Annotated in this window: 21 protein-coding genes; 14 read left to right on the top strand and 7 right to left on the bottom strand. The window is 32.8% G+C overall.

The window, feature by feature from the left end:
- Positions 1 to 1073: 1073 nt before the first annotated feature.
- Positions 1074 to 1538 carry a CBS domain-containing protein gene (locus tag D3P13_RS16070; protein ID WP_117883895.1) on the bottom strand — a complete coding sequence of 155 codons (465 nt, stop codon included), beginning with the start codon at positions 1536 to 1538 and terminating at the stop codon, positions 1074 to 1076.
- 96 nt (positions 1539 to 1634) lie between these two features.
- On the opposite strand from D3P13_RS16070, the gene D3P13_RS16065 reads away from it, so the two are divergent.
- The 4 genes from D3P13_RS16065 (at position 1635) to D3P13_RS16050 (ending at position 6616) form a co-directional block, all read left to right on the top strand.
- Positions 1635 to 3941, top strand: coding sequence for a M28 family peptidase (locus D3P13_RS16065; RefSeq protein WP_117883894.1), 2307 nt, complete (start codon positions 1635 to 1637; stop codon positions 3939 to 3941).
- A gap of 48 nt (positions 3942 to 3989) precedes the next feature.
- Positions 3990 to 5180, top strand: coding sequence for a phosphoglycerate kinase (locus D3P13_RS16060; protein WP_117883893.1), 1191 nt, complete (start codon positions 3990 to 3992; stop codon positions 5178 to 5180).
- Positions 5181 to 5324: 144 nt separating this feature from the next.
- On the top strand, positions 5325 to 6362 hold the full coding sequence (locus D3P13_RS16055) for an NADP(H)-dependent aldo-keto reductase (protein WP_117883892.1): 1038 nt from the start codon (positions 5325 to 5327) through the stop codon (positions 6360 to 6362).
- 2 nt (positions 6363 to 6364) lie between these two features.
- Positions 6365 to 6616: a hypothetical protein gene (locus D3P13_RS16050; protein ID WP_117883891.1), complete on the top strand. Its 252-nt coding sequence runs from the start codon at positions 6365 to 6367 to the stop codon at positions 6614 to 6616.
- A gap of 12 nt (positions 6617 to 6628) precedes the next feature.
- Here D3P13_RS16050 and trpS read toward each other — a convergent pair whose 3' ends face one another.
- The gene (gene trpS / locus D3P13_RS16045; RefSeq protein WP_117883890.1) at positions 6629 to 7597 is read right to left on the bottom strand and encodes a tryptophan--tRNA ligase; all 969 of its coding nucleotides are present in this window, start codon (positions 7595 to 7597) and stop codon (positions 6629 to 6631) included.
- Between the two features lie 146 nt (positions 7598 to 7743).
- On the opposite strand from trpS, the gene D3P13_RS16040 reads away from it, so the two are divergent.
- Both D3P13_RS16040 and trhA read left to right on the top strand, forming a co-directional pair.
- Positions 7744 to 8490: a lysophospholipid acyltransferase family protein gene (locus D3P13_RS16040; protein ID WP_117883889.1), complete on the top strand. Its 747-nt coding sequence runs from the start codon at positions 7744 to 7746 to the stop codon at positions 8488 to 8490.
- Positions 8480 to 9127: a PAQR family membrane homeostasis protein TrhA gene (gene trhA, locus D3P13_RS16035; protein ID WP_117883888.1), complete on the top strand. Its 648-nt coding sequence runs from the start codon at positions 8480 to 8482 to the stop codon at positions 9125 to 9127. Before D3P13_RS16040 ends, trhA begins: the two co-directional genes overlap by 11 nt.
- Before the next feature lie 3 nt (positions 9128 to 9130).
- Here trhA and D3P13_RS16030 read toward each other — a convergent pair whose 3' ends face one another.
- Positions 9131 to 10288: a DNA polymerase III subunit gene (locus D3P13_RS16030; RefSeq protein ID WP_117883887.1), complete on the bottom strand. Its 1158-nt coding sequence runs from the start codon at positions 10286 to 10288 to the stop codon at positions 9131 to 9133.
- Positions 10289 to 11677, bottom strand: coding sequence for a peptidoglycan DD-metalloendopeptidase family protein (locus D3P13_RS16025; protein ID WP_117883886.1), 1389 nt, complete (start codon positions 11675 to 11677; stop codon positions 10289 to 10291).
- A 210-nt stretch (positions 11678 to 11887) separates the two neighbouring features.
- Between D3P13_RS16025 and D3P13_RS16020 the strand changes: the two genes are divergently transcribed.
- From D3P13_RS16020 to D3P13_RS15985, 8 genes are all read left to right on the top strand, one after another.
- Complete coding sequence (locus tag D3P13_RS16020) at positions 11888 to 13057, top strand: PSP1 domain-containing protein (RefSeq protein ID WP_117883885.1); 1170 nt, start codon at positions 11888 to 11890, stop codon at positions 13055 to 13057.
- Positions 13050 to 13541, top strand: a complete 492-nt coding sequence (locus tag D3P13_RS16015; protein WP_117883985.1) for a gliding motility lipoprotein GldH — start codon at positions 13050 to 13052, stop codon at positions 13539 to 13541. Before D3P13_RS16020 ends, D3P13_RS16015 begins: the two co-directional genes overlap by 8 nt.
- Entirely contained in the window at positions 13534 to 15831 is a 2298-nt protein-coding gene (locus D3P13_RS16010; protein ID WP_117883884.1) for a penicillin-binding protein 1A, read from the top strand. Before D3P13_RS16015 ends, D3P13_RS16010 begins: the two co-directional genes overlap by 8 nt.
- A 10-nt stretch (positions 15832 to 15841) precedes the next feature.
- A complete protein-coding gene (locus D3P13_RS16005; RefSeq protein ID WP_117883883.1) occupies positions 15842 to 16543 on the top strand; it encodes a CoA transferase subunit A in 702 nt (233 codons plus the stop codon).
- Positions 16544 to 16546: 3 nt separating this feature from the next.
- The gene (locus D3P13_RS16000) at positions 16547 to 17206 is read left to right on the top strand and encodes a 3-oxoacid CoA-transferase subunit B (protein WP_117883882.1); all 660 of its coding nucleotides are present in this window, start codon (positions 16547 to 16549) and stop codon (positions 17204 to 17206) included.
- Between the two features lie 15 nt (positions 17207 to 17221).
- Positions 17222 to 17983, top strand: coding sequence for an exodeoxyribonuclease III (locus tag D3P13_RS15995; RefSeq protein WP_117883881.1), 762 nt, complete (start codon positions 17222 to 17224; stop codon positions 17981 to 17983).
- Between the two features lie 103 nt (positions 17984 to 18086).
- Complete coding sequence (locus D3P13_RS15990; RefSeq protein WP_117883880.1) at positions 18087 to 19037, top strand: OmpA family protein; 951 nt, start codon at positions 18087 to 18089, stop codon at positions 19035 to 19037.
- A gap of 310 nt (positions 19038 to 19347) precedes the next feature.
- A complete protein-coding gene (locus D3P13_RS15985) occupies positions 19348 to 20016 on the top strand; it encodes an ATP-binding cassette domain-containing protein (protein ID WP_117883879.1) in 669 nt (222 codons plus the stop codon).
- 15 nt (positions 20017 to 20031) lie between these two features.
- On the opposite strand, the gene D3P13_RS15980 is transcribed toward D3P13_RS15985, so the two are convergent.
- The 3 genes from D3P13_RS15980 to D3P13_RS15970 are packed head-to-tail and all read right to left on the bottom strand — an operon-like array spanning position 20032 to position 20819.
- Positions 20032 to 20241 (bottom strand): YgaP family membrane protein, encoded by a 210-nt coding sequence (locus D3P13_RS15980; RefSeq protein ID WP_157972942.1) that lies wholly within the window; start codon positions 20239 to 20241, stop codon positions 20032 to 20034.
- Positions 20242 to 20251: 10 nt separating this feature from the next.
- Positions 20252 to 20545, bottom strand: coding sequence for a thioredoxin (trxA, locus tag D3P13_RS15975; protein ID WP_117883877.1), 294 nt, complete (start codon positions 20543 to 20545; stop codon positions 20252 to 20254).
- Position 20546: 1 nt separating this feature from the next.
- Positions 20547 to 20819, bottom strand: coding sequence for a heavy-metal-associated domain-containing protein (locus D3P13_RS15970; protein ID WP_117883876.1), 273 nt, complete (start codon positions 20817 to 20819; stop codon positions 20547 to 20549).
- Positions 20820 to 20826: the final 7 nt, after the last annotated feature.

Raw genomic sequence — 20826 nt, 5'->3', positions numbered from 1 at the left:
CCTCAAAAGGGATTTAGAAAAATTTTAATATAAAACAGTATAAGAATTAGTTTAAGTTGATAGTTTAGTTAGAGAAAAATGGCCCCGCTGAAGAGTGAGGCTTTTTTTGTTTATAGAATAAATTAATGACCATTCTCCTTCTAACTTTTTCTAATGTACCAATACAATGATAACGCTTCCTTAATTTTACTTAATTCAACAAAAAAATAACCATAAACTTCATCCCCAACTTCATTATCACATTCATAACTAAAGAAAAAAAAATACAACTTAAACCAACTAAAAATCAGGCATTTAAAAATATTACAGTAAAAAATTTCATTTTAAAGGGGGAGTTTTATGCTATAGATTGTTTTATAACCGAAGCAGCGAAACAAACAATGCTTTAGTCGTAATAAGTGGAAATTTTATGATAACAACAAAAAAATTACCATTAAAACTTTATCTCCTTTCTCCCCAGATTAAGGATATCCTCAAAAAAGGATTTAGAAAAATTTTAATATAAAAAACAGTATAAGAATTAGTTTAAGTTGATAGTTTAGTTAGAGAAAAATGGCCCCGCTGAAGAGTGAGGCTTTTTTTGTTTATTGACTAAATTGAAGACCTTTCACCTCCTAACTTTTTCTAATGTACCAATACAATGATAACGCTGCCTTAATTTTACTTAATTCAACAAAAAAATAACCATAAACTTCACCCCCAACTTCATTATCACATTCATAACTAAAGAAAAAAAATACAACTTAAACTAACTAAAAATCAGGTATTTAAAAATATTACAGTAAAAAATTTCATTTTAAAGGGGGAGTTTTATGCTATAGATTGTTTTATAACCGAAGCAGCGAAACAAACAATGCTTTAGTCGTAATAAGTGGAAATTTTATGATAAAAATAAAAAAAATTTACCATTAAAACTTTATCTCCTTTCTCCCCAGATTAAGGAAATCCTCAAAAAAGGATTTAGAAAAATTTTAATATAAAAAATAATAAGAATTAGTTTAAGTTGATAGTTTAGTTAGAAAAAAAAGCCCCACTGAAGCGTGGGGCTTTTTTTTATTAAAAATTTAAAAGTTTTACTTCCAGTTCTCTCCTTTTTGTTTTAGAGCTGCAATAAGAATGTCTTTTTGACTTATCTGTCCTATTAGCTTACCGTTCTCTACAATAGGAAAACGTCTGTGCTTCGCTTTTAAAAACATATCAGCTGCTTCAAAAATATTCATATTTCCATCAATAGTATCCACATTTTTCACCATGTGCTTATCTACTGTATTATTATCCATTGGCATGTTATAATATCTGCTTTCTGAAATGTGCTTAATACAATCTCCTTCCGAAATAATACCGAGTAATTCATTATTTTCGTTAACAACTGGTCCACCTGAAATTCTATTTTGAATTAAAGATTCTATCACCTCAGAAACGGGTTGGTCTGGTTTAAATGTAATCAACTTTGTAGTCATGTAATCAGACACTAAAGCTGGTTTTAATTCCTCTTTTTGAGGTTGAGATCTTTTGCCTTGAAAACTTTTGATTGCCATAACTTAATATTTTTAGGTTCGTATAAATATAACATAAATTCTTTAAAAATACTTACTTTAGTCAAAAATCCATTTTCAATCAAACCTATAATCAGAATGAAAAAATACGCTTCAGCCATTTCATTTATTATAATTACAACAATCATTTACTTGTCATTCAGTAGCTTAATGCCAAAAGAAAAATCTGATACAACTATTCCACTTAACGAGTTTTCGAGTGATAGAGCTCTCGTGCATTTAAAGGAAATAACCCAAAAACCTCACTTTGTAGGTACTACAGCACATAAAAAAGTACAAGAATACATAGTTAGTGAATTAGAAAAACTAGGATTAACCACTGAAATTCAAGAGCAAGTAGCTCTCAATAAAAAGTGGAGAGCGGGCACAAATACACAAAATATCATAGCAAAAATAAAAGGCACTGATAATTCAAAAGCATTATTGCTTTTAACCCATTACGATAGTGCTGTTCATTCTTCTTTGGGAGCTAGTGATGCTGGAAGTGGTGTCGTGACAATTTTAGAGGGTCTAAGAGCATTTATGACAACTCATAAAGCTCCTAAAAATGATATTATTATTCTAATTTCTGATGCCGAAGAATTAGGTTTATTAGGTGCAAATGCATTCGTAAATCATCATCCTTGGGCTAAAGACGTTGGCTTGGTTTTGAATTTTGAAGCAAGAGGTAGTGGCGGACCCAGCTATATGCTCATGGAAACTAATGGGGGTAACAAAAAACTAATTGAACAATTTGCAAAGGCTAAGCCAAAATATCCAGTTGCAAGTTCGTTAATGTATAGTATTTATAAAATGTTACCTAACGATACTGATTTAACTGTTTTTAGAGAGGATGGTAATATTCAAGGCTACAATTTTGCCTTTATAGATGACCATTTTGATTATCACACAGAACAAGATAGTTATGAACGCTTAGATAGAAATACATTAGAACATCAAGCAAGCTATTTGATACCGTTGCTAAATTACTTTGCGGATGCTGATTTAACCAATCTCAATTCAGATAGTGATAACGTATATTTTAATATGCCTTATATGGGCATGATATATTATCCTTTTTCATGGGTATTACCAATGATTATAATATTCAGCTTCGTATTTCTAGGATTGCTAATTTTTGGAATTTCAAAAAAAAAATTAATACTTACTCAACTATTTAAAGGGTTTATTCCATTTATATTCTCCTTGCTAATTTCTGGGTTCTTCACGTTTTTCGGTTGGAAATTAATCCTCAAAATCCATCCTCAATATCAGGATATTTTACATGGATTCACCTACAATGGCCATTGGTATATTGCCTCTTTTTCAGCTTTAACTTTAGCCATTTGCATAATTATTTACAATCGTTATTTTAAAAAAATAGAAGCTAAAAATTTAATAATCGCCCCACTATTCATTTGGATTATCATCAATATAACGATCAGCATTTATTTAAAAGGTGCTGGCTACTTTATAATAGCAGGCATATATGGTATAATAGCCTTAGCACTACTACTGTTCTCAAAAAAAGAACATCAATCCGTTTTATTAAGCGTATTATCAATTCCTGTTTTATTTATCTTCGTCCCTTTAATACAGATGTTTCCAATCGGATTGGGATTAAAAATGCTAGTAGTTAGCAGCATTTTCATCGTACTACTATTTGGTTTACTCGTACCTATTTTTTCATCTTATAAAAACATAAAGAAATTAGGACGATTGTTTCTTGCACTTTCATTGCTTTTATTTATTTCAGCAGCATTTAAATCAGGCTATTCCATTGAACAAAAACAACCAAATAGTATAATCTATGTTTTAGATGCAGACAAAAACGAAGCTTATTGGGCTAGTTATAACAAAAAAACTGATGAATTTACAAATCAATTTTTGGGTGATACCCCCACAGCAGGAGGTTTTGATAACTCAACAACGGCCAGTAAGTATGGCACGAAAATAAAATTGCATAAAAAAACAGAAGTCAAAACTATAATTCAACCCCAAATAGAAATTAGCAAAGACACAATTATTGATGCATTCAGACATATAGATTTAAAAATAACGCCTCAAAGAAAAATTAATAGAATAGAGTTACTTTCTACCAATGCCCTTTCCTTTAAAACCTTTATTGTAAATGGCGAATCGCTGCCCAATAGAAATGATTCCGAATTTGTATTTAAAACCAATAGCCAAGTTTTAAGCTATTATTTTGCAAATAATGACGCGTACTTATCAATTCGCTTTTCAATTCCCAAAGAGCAAAATCCATCATTTATAATCTATGAAACCTCTTATGATTTGTTTGAAAGTATGGCTTTCGACATTACACCAAGAACAGAAACCATGATGCCTATGCCTTTTATAATAAATGATGCCATAATTGTAAAAAAACAGATAAATCTAGACTAAAAAAGTAAGAGAAAGATTATATTTGTAGCTCAAAATTTTTTATAAAACATGACTACAATCAACGATTTCAATTTCAAGAATAAAAAAGCATTAATCCGAGTAGATTTTAACGTGCCTTTAGATGAAAACTTTAAAGTAACTGACACTACAAGAATCGAAGCTGCAAAGCCAACTATTATAAAAATATTGGAAGACGGAGGTAGTTGTGTTTTAATGTCACATTTAGGTCGTCCAAAAGGAGTTAGTCCTGAATTTTCGCTTTCTCATATTGTTGATACCGTAAGTGAAATTATTGGTGTTCAAGTAAAATTTGTTGATGACTGTGTTGGTGAAGAAGCTGAAAAAGCCGCTGCTGAATTAGAACCTGGAGAAGTATTATTATTAGAAAATTTACGTTTTCACGATGAGGAAAAAAATGGAGATGTTGACTTTGCTAAAAAACTTTCTAAGCTTGGTGACATTTACGTTAATGATGCTTTTGGTACAGCTCATAGAGCCCATGCATCTACAACTGTTGTCGCTCAATTTTTTAAAGGTAAAAAATGTTTTGGTGCCTTATTAGCCAAAGAAATTGTTAGTATAAATAAAGTTTTTAAAGACAGTAAAAAGCCAGTAACCGCAATTTTAGGTGGTGCCAAGGTTTCTTCAAAAATCACTGTAATTGAAAATATTTTAGACAAGGTAGATCACTTAATTATTGGTGGCGGTATGAGCTTTACTTTTATTAAAGCACAAGGTGGTAGTATTGGCGATTCTATTTGCGAAGATGATAAACAAGAATTAGCATTAGATATTTTAAAACAAGCCAAAGAAAAAGGTGTAAAAGTACATTTACCTGTAGATGTTATCGCTGCTGATGCTTTCAGCAATGATGCCAATACGCAAGTAGTAGATATTTTTCATATACCAGATGGATGGCAAGGTGTTGATGCTGGTCCAAAAACTAATGTAGCTTTTTCAATGATTATAGCTCAATCAAAAACCATTTTATGGAATGGCCCCGTTGGTGTTTTTGAAATGCCAAAATTTGCTAAAGGAACTATTGAATTAGGTAATGCCATAGCTGATGCTACTGCTGATGGAGCTTTTTCTCTTGTAGGTGGTGGTGATTCTGTTGCGGCGGTAAAACAATTCGGTTTTGAACACAAAGTAAGCTATGTTTCAACAGGTGGTGGTGCCATGTTAGAGATGCTAGAAGGTAAAACTTTACCTGGGATAGCGGCTATATACGAAGACTAATTGGTTTACATAAACTATTTTAAAGACAGAGTTTCATTAATATAACTCTGTCTTTTCTATTTAAAATAATACAAAAAGTGAGAAATATTTATATAGATCTATTTCTCATCCTCCCAAATTAACAAACATTAAAACTCTTATTTCATGAAGTACAACAAATTACCAGAAACTAATATTGAAGTTAGTAAAATCTGTTTGGGTACCATGACATGGGGACAACAAAATACCGAAGCCGATGGTCACGAGCAAATGGATTACGCCCTAGAACAAGGTGTTAACTTTTTTGACGTGGCAGAGCTTTACCCTGTTCCAGCAAAATTAGAAACATATGGACGTACAGAAGAAATTATAGGCACTTGGTTTAAAAAAACGGGGAATAGAGATAAGATTATCTTAGCAAGTAAAATTGCTGGAACTGGAGCCTATACGGAGCACGTCAGAACAACTGGATTTTCAAGAGAAGCCATCACAGAAGCCATTCATAATAGCTTACAAAGATTGCAAACCGATTATATTGATCTATATCAATTACATTGGCCAGAACGACCTGTAAATTGTTTTGGTGTTAGAGACTACCCCTATCAGGTAGCTTCGCAATGGGAAGATAATTTTGCTGAAATTTTAGAAACCTTAGATGGTTTTGTAAAACAAGGTAAAATTAGACATGTGGGACTTTCTAATGAAACGCCTTGGGGAACCATGCGATATTTAGAAGAGGCTAAAACAAAAAAATTACCTAGAATGGTTACCATTCAAAACGCCTATTCTTTATTACACAGAATTTTTGAAACGGGACTTTCAGAAGTAGCTTTAAGAGAAAATATTGGCTTATTGGCATTCTCTCCAATGGCATTTGGAGTGTTATCTGGTAAATATTTAAACGGAAAAGCCCCTAAAGATGCTCGTATAAATCAATTTCCTGTTTATAACAGATATAGTAGCCCAGAATCCTCGAAAGCAGTTGCTGAGTATTTAAAAATTGCTCAGAAAAATGGATTAAGTTTAGCTCAAATGTCACTTGCATTTGTAAATCAAATGCCATTTGTTACTTCTAATATAATTGGGGCAACAAAAATGACACAGCTTAAAGAAAATATTGATAGTATAAACATTGAATTATCTGAAGAAATTATTGCCGAAATTAATGCTGTGCATGGCAAGATGCCAAATCCAGCAGCTTAGTTATGAACCTAGAAGAAGAAAATAAAGAAAAGCGTAAAAACGCTTCATTAACTATTGCCGAATGGTTTGGATTTTTCTTGTTGCCTATCAATCCGAACAGGAAGTATATCTCCAAAAGAGATTTTAATGATGATCAAGTAGATCGGTTCAGAAATCACGGCTTTGATAAAAAAATAAAACAAGCTGCTATTGCCAGAATTTTGGGTGTATTATTTTACATACTAATAATGATTATTCTATTCGCAAAATTCTAAGAATTCTAACCTCTAATAACCCAATTTCTCTCTAACTCTACCCAAAACTTCACTAGCCACTTTTGTCGCCTTAACAGCACCAATTTCAAGAGCTTTATCTATTTCATCTAGGTTATTCATGTAATACTGGTACAACTCACGTTCTTTAGCGTACTTTGTAATTAGCAAATCATAAAAAGCTTGTTTGGCATGTCCATACCCATAATTACCACCTAAATAATTAGCACGCATATCTGTGATTTGACTTTCATCAGCTACTAATTTATACAAGGCAAATAAATTACAAGTATCTGGGTCCTTAGGCTCTTCCATCGGAGTGCTATCTGTTTGGATTTTCATAATCACTTTACGTAATTTTTTATCATCCAAAAATAAATTAATCTCATTGCCACGTGATTTGCTCATCTTTTCACCATCCAAACCAGGTACAATCTTCACATTTTCTTCTATTTTGGCTTCAGGTGGCACCAATGTATCTCCCATTTTATGATTAAAACGATTGGCCACATCTCTACTCATTTCTAAATGTTGCAATTGATCTTTCCCTACAGGCACTACCTCAGCATCATACAATAAAATATCTGCTGCCATTAACATTGGGTATGTAAATAACCCCGCATTAACATCATCTAACCTGTCTGCTTTATCTTTAAAGCCATGTGCCAATGTTAAACGCTGATAAGGATAAAAACAACTTAAATACCAAGATAATTCCGTTACTTGAGGCACGTCACTCTGGCGATAAAAAACCGTTTTATTTATATCTACACCAAATGCTAACCATACTGCTGCTGTGCTATACGTATTTTGCTTTATAATAGCTCCATCTTTTATTTGTGTTAATGTATGCATGTTCGCAATAAACAAAAACGAATCATTTGATGGATCATTAGACATTTCAATGGCTGGTATAATTGCTCCTAACAAATTGCCTAAATGTGGTGTTCCGGTACTTTGTACCCCTGTAAGAATTCTTGACATAACTTATTTTTCTAAAGCAAAAGTACAAATCACAAATCACAATATTTCAAATTCTAAAAAACAAATTTCAAAAATAATATTCCCGTCTTTTTTGAGATTTTAAATTTACACATTGGAGTTTATACAGATTCCCTAAATTTACGCCAATGAATTTTCTAAAAAATATTTTTCGCGTATTTTGGCGTATTTGGTTTTATGGATGGGTATTTTTTTCAATCCTCGTTGCTTTACCCGTTTTAATTGTAGTAATCTCTTTCGATAGTTTATATCCTACTTTTTTTAAAATTGCTAAGGCTTGGGGTAAAACCATCCTCTTTGTGATGGGCTTTAAACCTGTAGTTGAGACAGAAGAAGAAATAATTCCTGGTAAGAGCTATTTATTTATTGCAAACCACGCCTCTCTAATTGATGTAATGTTAATGTTGTCAGTAATGAAAAACCCAGCCGTGTTCGTTGGTAAAAAGGAATTGGTAAAACTGCCCTTATTTGGATATGTTTTTAGAAAAACAAGTATTTGGGTGAACAGAAGTAATGCTGAAAGTCGGAAAAGAGTATATATTTTAGCCCAAAAGAAATTAGATCAAGGCTTAAGCATTGCCATTTTTCCTGAGGGGTTAGTACCTCATGAAGACATTGTGTTAAGTGAGTTCAAAAATGGTGCTTTCCGCTTGGCAATTGAACATCAAATACCAATTGTTCCCATGACTTTCTACGATGTAAAAAAACGTTTTTCATGGACATTTTTTAGTGGATGGCCAGGGAAATTACGAGTAAAAATTCATAAATTTATCCAAACAGAAGGTTTAACTGTTGACGATATGGAATCCATTAAAAAAGAGGCTTTTGACACAATCTATATGGAATTAATTAATGATATCAACGATGAAAAATGAACATCTAACATATTATAATTCTACCGAAGAAAGACTAAATGTACTTACACATGCCATTGGATTAGTTTTAAGTATTATAGCCTTAGTCGTTTTGATTATTCATGCTAATAATCATGGAACTGCAAGACATATTGTAAGTTTTTCTATTTTTGGAGCGAGTTTGATCTTGTTGTACTCTGCTTCTACTTTTTACCATTACGCTCAACAGCCAGAACTACGTAAAAAATTAAACATTTTAGATCATGCTGCCATTTATGTACTTATTGCAGGGACCTATACTCCTTTTACGCTCATAACCTTAAAAGGACCATTAGGTTGGACAATCTTTGGCATTACTTGGGGAATTGCCCTTGTTGGAGTTTTTCTTAAATTATTTTACACCGGAAGGTTTGAAAAAATTTCTACCGCAGCTTATATTGGTATGGGGTGGATTATCATTTTTGCCGTAAAACCATTACTAGAAAATTTACCCATAAACGGATTATATTGGTTGCTGGCTGGTGGCGTATTTTATACCGTAGGTGCCATTTTATACAGCATTCCAAAAATAAAATACAACCATACCATTTTTCATGTATTTGTATTATTGGGTAGTTTTTCGCACTTTATGGCGATCTACTTTTATGTGTTGCAGTAAATTTTAAACCGCCTCTTTTTGATGTAGTAACCGCGTTAACTTTATTGATAAATCCAATAAGATGATTTTGGCATTACCGTTACGTTCAATATGATAAATAGCATCGTTAAGCTCTTTAGTGATCTCCATAATATTACCACTATGAACAAACGGAGCAAATTTATCTAAATCGAAACTTGTGGTATAAGGCTCTAAGAACACCAGCGAATTTGCGGTGTAATTTTTCAATAAAGCTTGTCTAAAAAATTGGAGACAGTAGTTTAAAAAACTTTTCTGAACCTCTCTACCGTTTGATGCAATAGCATCGCTCCAAGCAATCAGCTCTTGAATTACGGCAGCATTGCCTTTTGCTTTAAAAGCGGTTCGTACCCAAGTAATAAACCATTGTTCAAATTGCTCATCGCTTGTTGAGTTATGTAAAATATTTCTTGCTTTATTCCAATTTCCATCTGCTTGATGAGCAATCTTTACAGCTTCATTTTCCGTAATATGCTCTCGTGCTATTAAAGCTTCCTTAATATGATTTTCACTTAAAGGATTTAATTTTACAATCTGACAACGAGATAATATGGTACTAATAATTTGCTCTTCACTCTCGGTAACCAACAATAGAATAGTCTTGTTTGGTGGTTCTTCTATTAGTTTTAGCAATTTATTGGCTGCCGCAGTGTTAAGCTTCTCGGCCATCCAAATAATCATGACCTTATAACCACCTTCGTACGATTTCAAAATCAACTTTTTTACGATTGCTTCTGCTTCATCTACACCAATTTGACCTTGTTTATTTTCAATACCTAAATGTGCGTACCAACTTAATAAATCGCCATATGGGTTATCATTTATAAACTGACGCCATTCTTCTAAAAAGAAATCACTTACAGGGTGTCTTTTTACCTTATCTGTTGTGGCTACGGGAAATGCAAAATGTAAATCAGGATGACTTAAGTTGTTAATCTTTGTATTACAGGCCTGGTCACCTGCATTATTTTCACCGTCAGTATTATTACATAAAATATATTGAGCATAAGCAATAGCCAATGGTAAAGCACCTGTACCTTTTGGTGCAACAAAAAGTTGTGCATGGGGTATTCGGTTCCTTTCAACACTATAGATAAGTTGTTTTTTTACTGTTTCTTGATCTATAATATTTGAAAAAAGCATTTATTTTTTTACGATTTTAAATGATTTTGAACTTCCTGTAGTTTTATCACCAATGTTTAGAAAATACAACCCTTTAGATAAAAATTGTAAATTTAAACGATCAGAAAAAACTTCTTTTTCAATTACTTTTTGACCTAATTGATTAAATATAGCCATATTATAATCCGCTTGATCAAACGTAAAACCTGAAATTTTTAATTCATCCTCAAAAGGATTTGGGGCTACTGAAATTTGTGCTAATTTTTGATCTTCAACTCCCAAAGTAGCAGCAACTTCAAACTCGTGAGTAACTTTTTGACCTTCATAGGTTACTTCTAATCTCCATGTACCTAACTCAGAAAGATCGTTAAATCTCCAATACCAATAAGTATTAGATGATGTAAATGAATAAGGAAGAAGGCGACTCCAATTATTTTGAATACTACCGCTTGGAGCATACAGCCTCCAAAAAGTCTTAGTATTTACAAGTTGATCCTTTAAATACACTGCCATATAAACATCCGTATTTGGTAAAAATTTATTAGCTAAATTCGTGTTCTCTACTTGCGGGCAAGGATTGTCAAAATTTGGTGCAGCACTATGTGTTAAAACTGCATTTATATTTGGATCGTAATAATCAGGTTGGTCTTGCCACCAACTTGTAATATTATTACAAGTCCCGCTAAAAGGATCAACCAAATTACTGTTACTATCATAAACTTCAAAGTGCAAATGAGGTCCCGTAGAATTGCCTGAACTGCCTATTATTCCTAAAAACTCTCCTGCTGTTACAGTATCTCCAACACCTTTTGTAGTCAAACTTCCATTTTTTAAATGACCATACCAGGTTCTACTGCCATCACTATGTTGTACATAAATTGCATTCCAGGAAGCATTTGAATTAGAAGCACAACTCTTATCAAATTGACCATCATTTTTATATACAATTTCACCTGGAGCCGCAGCCACAACCTCAGCTAAATTATTTTCCATTTGATACCAAGAAAAAGGCCATGTAAAAATATCAGTACCTGAATGATTGTAACCAGAACTAGTGTCATATGTATTCGTTCCACAATTATAATCCTGCACCTTATCGGGAAATGTAGCATCATGGTCTACATAATTAGAAATAGCCCAAACATCGTTAAAATTGCTCGTAGCTGCCTTTTTAACAGGCCAAATAAAAGTTGGAGCTGCTAAACTTGCTTTTTTTATCGACAATTTACCTTGTTTTATTAACTTGGCTACATTAACTTCTACTTCAGTATTAATGTTCGCTTTGGCTTCTTCCGTAATACAAGCTAAATTATTTGGATTAAACAGAACTTCACCACCATTTGCTTCCCCTATAGTTTGGGAAAAACAAGTGAAAGGTAGTAGCGACAAAACAAGCAATAATCTTTTCATTATGGATTCGTTTTATTGTAAGTGTATAGGTGTCAAAAGTACTAATTTTTAAATATAATTTTATTAACTTTTAATGTTATGAATTATATTTATATTTACAAATTAATAAAACATTAAAACGAATCAGTAGAAAATCTATTGTGTTTTAATTGAAAACGAATTTACATTATACTCATTCTTGAGTATAATTATAAATATAACATATAAAATATGAGCTGTAATAGTTGCTCTACGGATACAAATGGTGTACCAAAAGGATGTAAAAGTAATGGAAATTGTGGTACTGGAAGTTGTGATAAACTAACAGTTTTCGACTGGCTTTCAAATATGACATTGCCCAATGGGCAATCCTCTTTTAACATTTCTGAAGTACGTTTTAAAAACGGGAGAAAGCATTTTTTTAAAAACACAAAAAATTTAGCCATCGCTATTGGTGATGTTGTGGCTGTAGAATCTTCGCCAGGACATGATATTGGCACCGTTTCTTTAACAGGAGAATTGGTTAAAATTCAAATGCGTAAAAAAGATGTAGGTTTTGACAGTGAAGAAGTTAAACAAATCTACAGAAAAGCCTCTCAACGCGATATCGAAGTTTGGCAAGCTGCCAGAGACAAAGAACAGGAAGTTCAACGAAAATCTAGATTAATAGTTTCTAGATTAGGTCTTAAAATGAAACTCTCAGACATTGAATTTCAAGGAGATGGTAATAAGGCAACTTTTTACTACACTGCTGATGATCGTGTAGATTTTAGACTGTTAATCAAAGAATTGGCTTCAACTTTTAAAATAAGAGTTGAAATGAAACAAGTGGGGCTGCGTCAAGAAGCAGCTAGATTAGGAGGAATTGGTTCTTGTGGTCGCGAGTTATGCTGTTCTACTTGGTTAACTGATTTTAGATCTGTAAGCACCTCAGCCGCTAGATACCAACAATTATCATTAAACCCGCAAAAATTAGCTGGACAATGTGGTAAGCTTAAATGTTGTTTAAATTATGAATTGGATTCTTATTTAGATGCATTAAAAAATTTCCCAAAAACAGATACTTGGCTTCAAACTGAAAAAGGAACAGCTGTTTTCCAGAAAATGGATATTTTTAAAGGGTTGCTCTGGTATGCCTACAAAGACAACCCAATGCAATGGGTTGATTTAGAAGCGGAGCAGGTAAACGAAATCATCAAAATAAATAAAGAAGGAAAAAAAGTAGCTAGTTTAGAAATGTATGCATCTAAAATAAATATTCCTGCCGAACCTGAAGCTGCTTTTACAAATGTTGTAGGTCAAGACAGTTTAACTAGATTTGACAAAAACAAAGGAAATAAGAGTAACAAAAGAAGAAAAAACAGAAATAATAAAAGAAAATCTCCCCGCAAAAATGCGTAATATATTAGGCTTACTTTTCGTTTCAATAGCATTAATTTCATGTAATGATAATTTAGTTTTCAATCAATACAAGTCAATGCCAAATGCTGAATGGCATAAAGACTCTCTTGTCAAGTTTGAATTTAGTCCAATTGATACTATTTCTAGAAACAATGTATATATAAATCTCAGAAATAACAATGACTATGGCTACAGTAATTTATTTTTAATTGTAGGGATTGATTTTCCTAACAATTATAAGGTTGTTGATACGTTAGAATATGAAATGGCAGATGTAGACGGTAAATTTTTAGGTGAAGGCTTAACCGATCTGAAAGAAAACGTTTTAGAATTTAAGAGCAATGTAATTTTCCCTACAACTGGCACTTACAACATCTCCATACAGCAAGCTATGCGTGAAAGTGGAGAAGTTGATGGAATAACATCGTTAAAAGGTGTAACTGATGTAGGTATACAAATTGAAAAAATGAACACTAATGAGTAAAAAAAAACCAGATAACACGGCTGCATTTAAAAAATTTACCAAATGGCTTTGGATACTGTTTTTAGGTGGTTTCGGATTTATAGCTCTTTTGTTTTTTCTAGGCTCTATTGGCGTTTTTGGTCCTTTACCAACTTTTGAGGAACTTGAAAACCCTGAGAATAATCTAGCTACAGAAGTTATTTCTATTGATGATAAAACATTGGGGAAATATTTTAATGAAAATAGAACTCCAATAAAATACAAAGACATTCCCGAAAATATAGTAAAAGCCTTAGTCGCTACTGAAGATGTGCGTTTTTACGAACATTCTGGTATTGATTTTTATGGTACTACTAGAGCTTTTATTAAATTAGGAAAAGATGGTGGAGCCAGTACGGTTACTCAACAATTGGCAAAACTGTTGTTTCATGGCGAAGGATCTAAAAACCTTATAGAAAGACTTTCACAAAAAATTAAAGAGTGGATTATTGCGATTAGATTGGAGCGTCAATATACCAAGGAAGAAATTATTACTATGTATTTTAACAAGCAAGATTTCTTATACAATGCTGTTGGTCTTCGTTCCGCAGCTCGTATCTACTTTGGCAAAGAACCTAAAGAGCTAAAAATGGAAGAAGCTGCTGTATTGGTAGCTATGCTTAAAAATCCAAGTCTTTACAATCCCCACAGAGAAAGCAAAAAAGAAAGGACTTTGTTACGTAGAAATGTGGTGCTTAAACAAATGGAAAAGAATGGGGTAATATCACTAGAAGAGAAAGATTCTTTGCAAAAATTACCAATGGTAATTAATTTTTCTCCAGAAGACACAGGTTATGGTGTTGCCACTTATTTTAGAGAATATTTACGAGGGTTTTTAAAGACTTGGGTAAAAGATAATAAAAAACCAGACGGTACCGAATATAATATTTACCGTGATGGACTAAAAATTTATGTTACCCTAGATTCTCGCATGCAACAGTATGCCGAAGATGCTATGAAAGAACATATGTCAAACCTACAACGTGTATTTTATAAGCAACAAAAAAAGAATAAGAATGCTCCATATTATGATTTAACGGTAAAGGAAATTGAACGGAATATGGAGTCTGCAATGAAACGCTCCAATCGATTCCGACGCATGAAAAAAGCCGGAGTTTCTGAAGCTGACATTAAAAAATCGTTTAACGAAAAAACAGAAATGCGTATTTTCTCTTGGAAAGGAGATATTGATACCATTATGACTCCAATAGACTCTATTAGGTATTATAAATATTTTATGCGAGCAGGATTGATGTCTATGGAACCACAAACGGGTCATGTAAAAGCATGGGTTGGTGGTATAAACTATAAGCATTTTCAATACGATATGGTAAAACAAGGTAAACGTCAAGTAGGCTCAACCTTTAAGCCTTTTGTATATGCTACCGCAATCAATCAATTACAAATCTCTCCATGTGAGGAGTTTTCAAATACTATCTGGACCATTCCGAAAGGAAAATATGGATTAGATAAAGACTGGGCTCCAGCCAATGCAGATCATAAATATGGTGGATTTAAAACCTTAAAAAATGCATTGGCAACCTCTACCAATGTTATAACCGCTCAGTTAATTGATAAAACAACACCTCAAAACGTTGTTAAATTAGCAAAAAACTTAGGAATTGAAAGTGATATTCTCGCAGTGCCTTCAATAGCATTGGGTACTGTAGATTTATCACTATTTGAAATGACTGGTGCATACAATACGTTTCCTAGTAAAGGAATGTATGTAAAACCAATAATGATATTACGTATTGAAGATAAAAATGGAACGGTATTAGAAAATTTTACACCAGAAACCAAAGAGGTAATGAGTGAAGAATCTGCCTATACCGTAGTTAACTTATTAGAAGGTGTTACGCAATATGGTTCTGGAGCTCGCTTACGAAATGCTGCTAGAAATTATCCAGATAGTATTGTTTCAGGTCACCCTTATAAATTTAAAAACCCTATTGGTGGTAAAACTGGTACTACACAAAACCAATCTGATGGATGGTTTATGGGTTTTGTACCTAATTTAACCACTGGTGTTTGGGTTGGTGGTGAAGAGAGATCTATACATTTTGCTGATATTGGAAGAGGTCAAGGGGCATCAATGGCACTACCAATTTGGGCATTATATATGAAAAAATGTTACGCCAACAAGGATCTTGAAATTAGTGATGGTGCTTTTATAAAACCAGCCAACTTTGACGTTGAGTTAGATTGTGATAAATATAAAGAGAAGCAAGAAGAAAATCAAAATACTACTGAGGTAGATCCTGAATTTTAAATAAAATGAAATGATAAATAAGGTTGTGAAAAACGTTGAAGATGCTTTACAAGGGGTTCAGTCTGGAATGACCTTAATGTTAGGTGGTTTTGGGCTTTGTGGTATACCCGAAAATAGCATCTCTCAATTGGAAAAATTAGGTGTTACTGATTTAACTTGTATTTCTAATAATGCAGGTGTTGATAATTTCGGTTTGGGATTATTACTGCAAAAACGCCAAATTAAAAAAATGATTTCCTCATATGTTGGCGAAAATGATGAGTTTGAACGTCAGATGTTAAGTGGTGAGTTAGAGGTAGACCTTATTCCACAAGGTACACTAGCTGAAAGATGTAGAGCAACGGGGGCAGGAATTCCTGCATTTTACACACCTGCAGGTTATGGTACTGAAGTTGCTGAAGGTAAAGAAACACGAGAATTTAACGGTAAAATGTATGTACTTGAACATGCTTTTACACCCGATTATGCCTTTGTAAAAGCTTGGAAAGGCGATACTGCTGGAAATTTAATATTTAAAGGAACAGCACGGAATTTTAATCCACTTATGGCAATGGCTGGTAAAATAACTGTTGCGGAAGTAGAAGAACTTGTTCCTGCTGGAGAATTAGATCCAAATCAAATACATACCTCTGGAATTTTTGTACAACGTATTTTTCAAGGTAAGGATTATGAAAAAAGAATTGAACAACGCACTGTAACTCCCAAATCTTAAACTATGGCATTAGATAAAATAGGTATAGCAAAAAGAATTGCTCAAGAGTTGAGAGACGGTTGGTATGTTAATTTAGGTATTGGTATTCCTACGTTAGTGGCAAATTATATTCCTAATGGAATTGATGTTGAGTTTCAAAGTGAAAATGGTTTATTAGGCATGGGACCCTTCCCTATTGAAGGCGAAGAAGATGCTGATTTAATAAATGCGGGTAAACAAACTGTAACCATTTTAGACGGAGGTTCTTTATTTGACTCTGCCAATAGTTTTGCTATGATTAGAGGTCAACATGTACAACTAACGGTATTGGGAGCAATGGAAGTAGCTGAAAATGGAGATATTGCTAACTGGAAAATTCCGGGTAAAATGGTGAAGGGAATGGGTGGTGCTATGGATTTAGTAGCCTCTGCCGAAAATATAATTGTTGCTATGATGCATACCAACAAACATGGCAAATCTAAATTACTTAAAAAATGTTCATTGCCTTTAACTGGTGTGGGTTGTGTTAAAAAGATTGTAAGTAACCTTGCTGTATTAGAAGTAACTGAAAACGGATTTAAATTATTGGAGAGAGCTCCAGGTGTGTCTGTTGAAGAAATTAAAAATGCCACCGAAGGCAAATTGATTATTGAAGGTGATATTCCTGAAATGACAATTAATTAACAACATTACATATTAATGAATATTATTTCCTACAACGTAAACGGTATAAGAGCTGCATTAAAAAAAGGGTTTATGACCTGGTTACAAGCCGCTAACCCAGATGTAATTTGCATCCAAGAAACCAAAGCTCATAAAGAACAATTGGACTTAGAAATTTTTGAACAAGCAGGTTATCATTATCATTATTGGTTTTCTGCCGAAAAAAAAGGATATAGTAGTGTTGCTGTACTTTCAAAAACAAAACCGAACCATGTTGAATATGGAACAGGTATAGAATCAATGGATTTTGAAGGAAGAAATTTACGCCTAGATTTTGATAATGTTTCGGTAATGAGTTTGTATTTGCCATCAGGTACTAATGATGCTAGATTGGGTTTTAAACTCAATTACATGGACGAGTTTTTAGATTACTTAGAAACTGTTAAAAAAGAAATTCCGAATTTAGTTATCTGTGGCGATTATAATATATGCCATGAAGAGATAGATATCCACAATCCTAAAATGAAAGGTGTTTCAGGATTTTTACCTGTAGAAAGAGAGTGGATTGGCAAGTTTATTGATAGTGGTTTTATAGATACTTTTAGACATTTTAACAAAGAACCTGATAATTATAGCTGGTGGAGTTATAGAGCCAATGCAAGAAACAATAATAAAGGATGGCGTATAGATTATTGCATGGCCTCAGAACCTCTTAAATCGAATTTAAAGCGAGCTTATATTTTACCAGAAGCAAAACATTCAGATCATTGTCCAATTGGAGTGGAATTAGAATTTTAACTTATATTTAAAGTTAGAGTAAAGAGAACACACTTAATTGATTAAAATTATCCCCTTGAGGGGACCTTAAGGGTGTTTTGTAACAAATTAAAAAACAAAAATCATGAAAAAAATAGCTTTATTTATCCTAACCTTAACTTTATTGAGCTCTTGTGTTTCTAAAAAAGTATATACTGAACTTGAAGAAAAATACGACAAACTAAGAGGGAGTAACGAAGCTCTATTTAGTGAAAATCAAGATTTGATAGATCAAAAAAAGGACTTAGAAGAAGCTCGTTTAAAACTACAATCCGAACTAGATAATTTAGCGGAAGAAAAAGAACGAATTACCAATGCAGTAAATCAACTGGAAGATAAAAAAAACAAACTTCAGGCAGAATTTGAAAATCTTGCCAATGATAGTGAACAACAACTATCTGCAAAAGCAGAAGAAAACAGAAAACTATTAGTAGAATTACAAGATAAGGAAGCAAAACTTAAGGAAGAAAGTGAACGTTTAGCAGAATTGCAAAGTCAATTGAGTGAACGTTCAGCAAGAGTAGATCAACTAGAAGGCTTAATAGCTGCAAAAGAAGCCGCAATGCAACAATTAAAAGATGCCGTTTCAGCCGCTTTACAAGGTTTTGAAGGGAAAGGCTTAACTGTAGAGCGTAAGAACGGTAAAGTGTATGTTTCTATGGAAAATAAACTATTATTTAGTTCTGGTAGTTGGGCTGTAAATAGCGAAGGTAAAAGAGCTGTAAACAACTTAGCAGCCGTTTTAACTGAAAATCCTGATATTGATGTATTGATTGAAGGTCACACAGATAATGTTCCGTATGGAGGAAAAGGGGTGTTAATTGATAACTGGGATTTATCTACAAAAAGAGCGACAGCCATTGTACGTATATTGGTAGACAATAATGTTCCTCAAAAACAAGTTACCGCAGCCGGCCGTGGTGAATTTATGCCAGTAGCTAGTAATTCAACTTCATCAGGAAAAGCAAAAAACCGACGTATCGAAATTATATTAGCACCAAATTTAGATGCTATTAATGAGTTACTGGAAGAGTAGAAATGTTTAGTCTTAAGAAACTAAAACTGCTGATTGAATTCTATAAAAGTACGTTACTCTTTAGTCTTAGTTTTTTTCTTTTTTTAAGAGTTTCACCTTTAATTTTTCCGTCGATATTTGCTATTGACACAACAACTACATTTTTTAGCGGAAGCTTTATTGGACTTTTATTTTTCTTAATCCTTAAAGAGACTAGCAAATACAAAGATTACTTCTTTTATATAAATTGTGGCTTATCTAAAATACAACTATTCGGTTTTAGCTTCTTCGTAAACCTCATAATTACTTTAATCTTAAAATATATATTAGGATGAAAAGTATATTAGAAGCAGACAGCATAGAAAAATCGTACAATCAAACTACCATTTTATCAGATGTTTATTTAAAGTGTGAAACAGGTGATATTATTGGCGTTTTGGGTAGAAATGGATGTGGTAAATCGACTTTAATTAAAATTATTTATGGGATTATTCCTGCTGAACATAAATTTGTTAGAATCGATAATAAAATCAGACGCAAGGCATATAAATATCCTAGTGAAATCTCCTATTTACCACAAGATAATTTTATACCTAGACATTTTAAAGTTTTAAAAGCAGTTCAATTATTTCTATCAAAAGAAACGGTATTAGAGTTCATTGATGATTCATTCCTTAAACCATTATTAAACCATAAAATTAGAGAGCTATCAGATGGTGAGTTGAGATATCTTGAAATTAAACTAACCCTCTTTTCAGATTCAAAGTTTGCCTTATTAGACGAACCCTATAATGGTTTATCTCCTTTATTGATAAATTTAACAAACCAACTTATTATAGAGCGAGCTAAGCATAAAGGAATTATACTTACCGATCATAATTACAATAACGTACTAAAGGTCTCAACACAATTGTATCTGATTAAAGATTGCTCCACAAAAAAAATAAAGAATAAAAAAGAACTAATTCAGTTTGGTTATTTGAATGAGGGGATGTTGTGATCTATTTTTTGACGTTTATTTAATTTTTGACTTTAGCGTACTAATACCTGTCATTAACCATATTGGACAAGTACTCGTTAGTGCTGTTAATATCATGATTACAGCAACTGCATATAAAACATAATCCCATGGACTTGCCACTTGATGTGTGTATGCGGCCCAAATGGCAACCACTGCAATTATTAATCTTATAATTTTATCGATACTACCTACATTTTTTTTCATGTTAAAAGAATTAATTACTATTAATAATCTGAACAATTTCAGTAGCCTGTAAAACTCCCGATTGACGCCAAACTTGTTTACCTTTTTTAAACAAAATTAGAGTTGGCACACCTTTTACCTGAAATTTTGAAGCTACTGCTTGGTTTTTATCAACATCTATTTTTACAATTTTTATCTTGTCTTTAAGCTGCTGTTTAACTTCTTTAAGAATAGGTGTCATCATTTTACAAGGACCACACCAATCTGCTTTAAAATCAACCAAAACAGGAATATCTTGGTTGATAATTTCACTAAAAGACGCCATTTTATACCTTTTCTCCCATTCTACCCGTAGCACAACTCACAAATGATTTTGCTTTATGCATAATGGTATTCGTATCACCAGCTTCTGGATAGCCCATTTTAGATAGTTTAGCTTTCACACTATCTAATACAGTTTCATTTTCTGAATCTACACTTACTTTTGAGGTTTCTAAATCGATATTTACTTCAGAAACGCCATCAACTGAAAGTATTCCTTTTTTAATTGTATTGGCACAGCCTCCACATTTAAGGTTAAGTATTTCTATTGTTGTCATTTTATCT

This window comes from Aureibaculum luteum (genome assembly GCF_003449015.1).
Taxonomy (GTDB): Bacteria; Bacteroidota; Bacteroidia; order Flavobacteriales; family Flavobacteriaceae; genus Aureibaculum; species Aureibaculum luteum.
The sequence above is the reverse complement of the archived record's forward strand: the minus strand, read 5'-3'. Positions and strand labels throughout refer to the sequence as shown.

What these genes read in the sequence shown, in the direction of transcription:
- D3P13_RS16030 (WP_117883887.1), bottom strand. Translation starts at nt 10,288, where the DNA reads ATGCTTTTTTCAAATATTATAGATCAAGAAACAGTAAAAAAACAACTT.
- trhA (WP_117883888.1), top strand. Translation starts at nt 8,480, where the DNA reads ATGAAAAATGAACATCTAACATATTATAATTCTACCGAAGAAAGACTA.
- trpS (WP_117883890.1), bottom strand. Translation starts at nt 7,597, where the DNA reads ATGTCAAGAATTCTTACAGGGGTACAAAGTACCGGAACACCACATTTA.
- D3P13_RS16065 (WP_117883894.1), top strand. Translation starts at nt 1,635, where the DNA reads ATGAAAAAATACGCTTCAGCCATTTCATTTATTATAATTACAACAATC.
- D3P13_RS16000 (WP_117883882.1), top strand. Translation starts at nt 16,547, where the DNA reads ATGGCATTAGATAAAATAGGTATAGCAAAAAGAATTGCTCAAGAGTTG.
- D3P13_RS15990 (WP_117883880.1), top strand. Translation starts at nt 18,087, where the DNA reads ATGAAAAAAATAGCTTTATTTATCCTAACCTTAACTTTATTGAGCTCT.
- D3P13_RS16050 (WP_117883891.1), top strand. Translation starts at nt 6,365, where the DNA reads ATGAACCTAGAAGAAGAAAATAAAGAAAAGCGTAAAAACGCTTCATTA.
- D3P13_RS15980 (WP_157972942.1), bottom strand. Translation starts at nt 20,241, where the DNA reads ATGAAAAAAAATGTAGGTAGTATCGATAAAATTATAAGATTAATAATT.
- D3P13_RS16010 (WP_117883884.1), top strand. Translation starts at nt 13,534, where the DNA reads ATGAGTAAAAAAAAACCAGATAACACGGCTGCATTTAAAAAATTTACC.
- D3P13_RS16040 (WP_117883889.1), top strand. Translation starts at nt 7,744, where the DNA reads ATGAATTTTCTAAAAAATATTTTTCGCGTATTTTGGCGTATTTGGTTT.
- D3P13_RS16070 (WP_117883895.1), bottom strand. Translation starts at nt 1,538, where the DNA reads ATGGCAATCAAAAGTTTTCAAGGCAAAAGATCTCAACCTCAAAAAGAG.
- D3P13_RS16025 (WP_117883886.1), bottom strand. Translation starts at nt 11,677, where the DNA reads ATGAAAAGATTATTGCTTGTTTTGTCGCTACTACCTTTCACTTGTTTT.
- D3P13_RS15995 (WP_117883881.1), top strand. Translation starts at nt 17,222, where the DNA reads ATGAATATTATTTCCTACAACGTAAACGGTATAAGAGCTGCATTAAAA.
- D3P13_RS15985 (WP_117883879.1), top strand. Translation starts at nt 19,348, where the DNA reads ATGAAAAGTATATTAGAAGCAGACAGCATAGAAAAATCGTACAATCAA.
- D3P13_RS16060 (WP_117883893.1), top strand. Translation starts at nt 3,990, where the DNA reads ATGACTACAATCAACGATTTCAATTTCAAGAATAAAAAAGCATTAATC.
- D3P13_RS16020 (WP_117883885.1), top strand. Translation starts at nt 11,888, where the DNA reads ATGAGCTGTAATAGTTGCTCTACGGATACAAATGGTGTACCAAAAGGA.
- trxA (WP_117883877.1), bottom strand. Translation starts at nt 20,545, where the DNA reads ATGGCGTCTTTTAGTGAAATTATCAACCAAGATATTCCTGTTTTGGTT.
- D3P13_RS16015 (WP_117883985.1), top strand. Translation starts at nt 13,050, where the DNA reads ATGCGTAATATATTAGGCTTACTTTTCGTTTCAATAGCATTAATTTCA.
- D3P13_RS16055 (WP_117883892.1), top strand. Translation starts at nt 5,325, where the DNA reads ATGAAGTACAACAAATTACCAGAAACTAATATTGAAGTTAGTAAAATC.
- D3P13_RS16005 (WP_117883883.1), top strand. Translation starts at nt 15,842, where the DNA reads ATGATAAATAAGGTTGTGAAAAACGTTGAAGATGCTTTACAAGGGGTT.
- D3P13_RS15970 (WP_117883876.1), bottom strand. Translation starts at nt 20,819, where the DNA reads ATGACAACAATAGAAATACTTAACCTTAAATGTGGAGGCTGTGCCAAT.